At 46.8% G+C, this 4,719-nt stretch carries 4 protein-coding genes; all 4 read left to right on the top strand.

Translation table 11 applies throughout. The features are described from left to right. Positions 1-1,372, top strand: a 1,372-nt coding sequence (locus AC1DUA_RS24245) for a glycosyltransferase family 4 protein (RefSeq protein ID WP_477502203.1), incomplete at its 5' end; no start/stop codon positions are given. A 184-nt stretch (positions 1,373-1,556) separates the two neighbouring features. Continuing rightward, on the top strand, positions 1,557-3,521 hold the full coding sequence (locus AC1DUA_RS24240) for a glycoside hydrolase family 15 protein (protein ID WP_477502202.1): 1,965 nt from the start codon (positions 1,557-1,559) through the stop codon (positions 3,519-3,521). 213 nt (positions 3,522-3,734) lie between these two features. Beyond that, positions 3,735-4,277: a MarR family winged helix-turn-helix transcriptional regulator gene (locus tag AC1DUA_RS24235; RefSeq protein ID WP_477502201.1), complete on the top strand. Its 543-nt coding sequence runs from the start codon at positions 3,735-3,737 to the stop codon at positions 4,275-4,277. 219 nt (positions 4,278-4,496) lie between these two features. Further along, positions 4,497-4,719, top strand: a 223-nt coding sequence (locus AC1DUA_RS24230) for a hypothetical protein (RefSeq protein WP_477502200.1), incomplete at its 3' end; no start/stop codon positions are given.

Below are 4,719 nucleotides of genomic sequence, written 5' to 3'. Positions count from 1 at the left end.
ATCCTTGGAACGGAAATCTCCTTTTTTGCCCGAGGTTCATTACCGTCTTTTTCAGCCTGCCTCATCGATCAGCTTTTTACATGATCCCGTTGAACGTTCAATCCATGCCGCTTCACAGCCTGAACATGTAAGCCCTCTGCGCATTCTGATGCTTGCCTGGGAATATCCGCCACGTGTCATCGGAGGTCTCGCGAGAGCCGTTCGTGACCTATCTGTCCAGCTTGCTGCAAGCGGTCTAGAAGTGCATGTCATCACATGCCTAGCACCCGATTGCTCGTCCTATGAACTGCTTGATGGTGTGCATATTCATCGCGTAGATGTATTTTCATCCACTGAGCCCCTTCATTTCCTTGATTGGGTGTTTCAAATGAACTTGGCTTTCACGGATACCGTCCAGCGCTTATCAGCTCAAGGACTGCAATTCGATATCATCCATGCTCATGATTGGCTCGTCTACTACACCGCCAAAGAGTGTAAACAGATGCTGCACGTCCCTCTATTGGCTACGATTCACGCGACCGAGTCGGGACGCAATCTGGGCAAGCTGGATACGCCAGCTCAAAAGCGCATTCATGCTCTAGAACATAAGTTAGCGCACGAAGCCGACCACCTTGTGGTCTGTAGTCCATATATGCTGCAAGAAGTTATGCACCTTTTTCATACTCCTTTTCATAAAATGACCCATATCCCTAATGGGGTTATGCCCTTTCAGGTACCTGGTGCTAATGAATTGACTGCTAACCCGGTGCTTTCTAACCTGCTTTCAGTTTCACATGGAGAAGCTTCTCGCCCCATCGTTGCTTTCCTTGGAAGGCTTGTCTATGAAAAGGGCGTACACATCCTTATTGGCGCTATGCAGCACGTTCGCAAGGAATATCCTGACGCTCATTTGGTTATTGCCGGTACGGGGCCAGAACTTGAAGCGCTCCAACTCCTCGCCGACCGGCTAGGTGACAGTGTCAGCTTCACAGGTTTCCTGGATGAAACCGACAAAAGCCTGCTATTACATCACGCTGAGCTTTGTGTATTCCCTAGCCTCTACGAGCCATTCGGCCTTGTTGCATTGGAAGCGATGGCTAGCGGTACGTCGCTTATCGTCACGGATACGGGAGGTCTGTCCGACATCGTAGACCATGGAGTTAACGGATATAAGGTTCCCGCAGGGGATGCTAACCTGCTTGCGTTGCAAATTGTTCAGCTTTTAGAGAATCCCGCTGCTGCTTCTGAACTCGCTGCTAAAGCTTTGGCCAAAATCCACGACAGCTTTGGGTGGGAGCAGATCGGTGCCATAACGCTTACTGTGTACATGAAATTAATCGCTCACGAGCAGCCATCAGGTATATTCCCGCATCAAAAGGAAATAATCAAATAATATGGGCAACCATGCCAAATGAAAGCGTATCCAGTCGAAATTTTCAGAATTTTTTCAAAGAATCATTGATTCCTTGGTAATTATTAGGTAACCTATTGGCAGGCCTTGTGCTAGCGATGTTCTGTATGGAACATGATTTTGAACTTACTGAACAATCAAACAAAAGAGTGGGGAAGTGATTGTATTGCCTAGACATCTGGTCATCGGAAACGGAAAATTTCTTATTAATCTCGATCAGCATTCCTATATGCGAGATCTGTACTATCCTTTCGTAGGCCAGCTTAATCATATTGGCGGTTATCAATGCCGTGTCGGTATTTGGGTGGATGGTGACTTTGCCTGGCTGAATTCCCCCGAGTGGCAGTTCCAGCTTGGTTATGTGGAAGATTCTCTTGTTACTGAAGTAAGAGCTACGCATCCTGGTCTCGGCATCACCTTACTCATGAATGATGGGGTTCATCAGCGTGAAGATATTTATATTAAACGTATCCAAATTACGAATCACAAACATACCGTTCGCGAAGTGAGAATGTTCTTCAATCAGGACTTGCTCATTAATGAGACCGAGGTCGGCGATACGGCTGCCTTCTATCCTCTGACGAATACGGTATTCCATTATAAAAAAGACAGATATTTCATGTTCAACGGCAGCACCGGAACAGAAGGCATTTATCAATACTCTACAGGTGTCAAAAGATTTTATAACGCCGAAGGTACGTGGCGCGATGCGGAAGACGGGCATTTGATGGGCAATGCTATTGCACAGGGGTCTGTCGATAGTACGATCTCCTTCCGACTGTTCGTGCCGCCTAATGCCGACCAAACGCTCTACTACTGGATGGGTGCGGGCAAAAATCTCGAGGAAGTCAAGAAGCTTGACGCCTACGTCAAAGATAGCCACCCTGGCAAACTGCTTGATCGCGTAACGATTTATTGGCAGCGTTGGGCGAACAAGATCGAAAGGGATTACGGAGATTTGAATGCCGATGTGCAGCGCCTCTTCAAACAGAGCTTGCTGCTTGTCAGGACGCAAACCGATGTGAACGGCGCAATTATCGCCGCGAACGATTCGGACATCATGCAGAGCAACCGCGATCATTACAGCTACATGTGGCCTCGTGATGGCGCTCTAATCGCTTACTCTATGTCCATGGCCGGCTATCAAGGGATGATTATTCCTTTCTTCAACTTCTGTGCGAACGTGCTGTCTCCTGAAGGTTACCTGCATCATAAATATAATCCGGACGGCACCGTAGGCTCCAGTTGGCATCCCTATATTCATTCCGGTCGTGTCCAGCTCCCTATTCAAGAAGATGAAACAGCCCTTGTGCTCTTCGCCCTCTGGGCTGATTTCCAGAAAAATGGAAGCCTTGAGTTTGCCCAATCTCTCTATCGCAATCTAATTCGCAGAGCGGCCAGATTCATGTCCACTTATATTGATCAGGAATTGAACCTGCCGAAGCCGAGCTACGATCTGTGGGAAGAGCGTTACGGAATCTATACATTTACCGCTTCAGCTGTGTATGGCGGACTTATCGCGGCTTCTAACTTCAGCAACCTCTTCGGGGACGAAGAACGCAGCAACCGTTATAAGCATACAGCGGAGAAAATAAAAGCCGGTATTCTCAAGCATCTATGGGATGAGAATGAAGGCCGATTCGTTCGCGGTTTGTACATGGAGGACGGCGAATGGGTCAAAGATATGACACTCGAGAGCTCTGTTTACGGTATTTTTGAATTCGGGGTCCTGCCTGCTGACGACGAACGTGTTGTCGGTACGATGAAAGCGAATAAAGAAGGTCTTAGAATTAAAACAGAAGTCGGTGGCATTGCCCGCTATCATCATGATTATTACTTCCAACGCTCCACCGATATCGATAATGTACCCGGAAATCCTTGGATCATCTGTACGCTCTGGATCGCCGAGTGGGAAATCGAATACGCCAAAACACTTGCTGATCTCGAAGCCCCTCGCCAAACGTTAGAATGGGTCGTCAAACACGCCATGGAAAGTGGCGTCCTGTCGGAGCAATTGGATCCTTTCACAGGTGATCCGGTCTCTGTCGCCCCTCTTACCTGGTCGCATGCGACTTATGTGCTTGCCGTTGTGAAGTACTTGAACAAATATAAGCAGCTCTCGAAGCAGTAATTTATCCAGAACCGCAGGGTTAACACTTTGTTTGTATAAAGTGTTAACACTGTGGTTTTTTGATTATGCATCTAACTTCGATTCCCCCTTGCTTTGAACATAGTGCTGTTAGCGCGAGCAGAGCGATTTTGTCGTGAGTATTGTTTCCAAGAAACTTTGTTTGTGGTTACCTTTTTGTTATACTTATCCTTGAAAAGAAAGGCAGGTATAACCATGATTAATAAGCAAAAAGAACCCCTTGTGCGCGAGATCATCGCTTCTTTTACGAAGCTGGCTCAGCGCATTCAAGAGAATGATGACGAAGAGCATCAATGGCTTATCCAGCATTGCAGCAACCCAGCTCTTATTGACATAATTAAAGAGATGACCGTTACGATGCTGCATGTGCTTGATGCTGTCGGGAAGCTGGAACCGGTAAATGGCATCACCATCTCCAAAAGATTCGACATTCCGAAAGGCAGCGTCTCCAAAATCACAAAAAAATTAGCAACCCTAGGGCTCATTCAGACAGAATCTCTGCCCGGTAATAAAAAAGAAATCATCTACCGCACCACTTCGCTCGGCTTGGAGCTCTATCACCTGCATGCTCAGTTAGATTGCATCATGGAAGAGCGTACATTCCGTGTCATGGACAAATACGACGCCGATCAGCTTCGCTTCATTACCACTTTTCTCGAGGACCTCATGCAGAGTTCCTGGATAGAGCAAGAGCAGCCACCTGCGCCAGGCTCAGGCTCATTGGACGAAATCCAATGAGTTGGCAGGCAGGCGAGTAACATCTTACTTCTCATTGGACAGAATCCAATAGAGCTGAACTTTTGAGGCCAAATAAGGCAAATTTCAGCCCTGGCATTGGATTTCATCCACTACGTTTGCATAAAACCTTACATGAGATTACTAGCCAAAACAAAAAAAGTCACCTAATGTAGAGAATGCAGACAAATTGCCCGACTCTCTACAAAAGGAGACCAACCAATGGGCAGTATATATCAAAATAAAGTATTAAATAAGTGTTTAGAAGAACTTGGACTTGGCATGCTCCGCTTTCCCGTGGCAGATCGCTATTCCAAAAAGCTATTTACCCGTGCTGCAATTATGTTATTTGTAGAGGCAGCGATTCAGGAGCGAGGAACACTTGAAGATATTCAGCTGAATTTGAAAGCGAATAAAGACCTGCAACAACTGTTCCGTCCATACC

The sequence above is a fragment of the Paenibacillus sp. 01T422 genome (genome assembly GCF_056398785.1).
The sequence above is the reverse complement of the archived record's forward strand: the minus strand, read 5'-3'. Positions and strand labels throughout refer to the sequence as shown.

Excerpts from the sequence above, each read along its gene's own strand:
- AC1DUA_RS24235 (WP_477502201.1), top strand. The coding sequence starts at position 3,735 with ATGATTAATAAGCAAAAAGAACCCCTTGTGCGCGAGATCATCGCTTCT.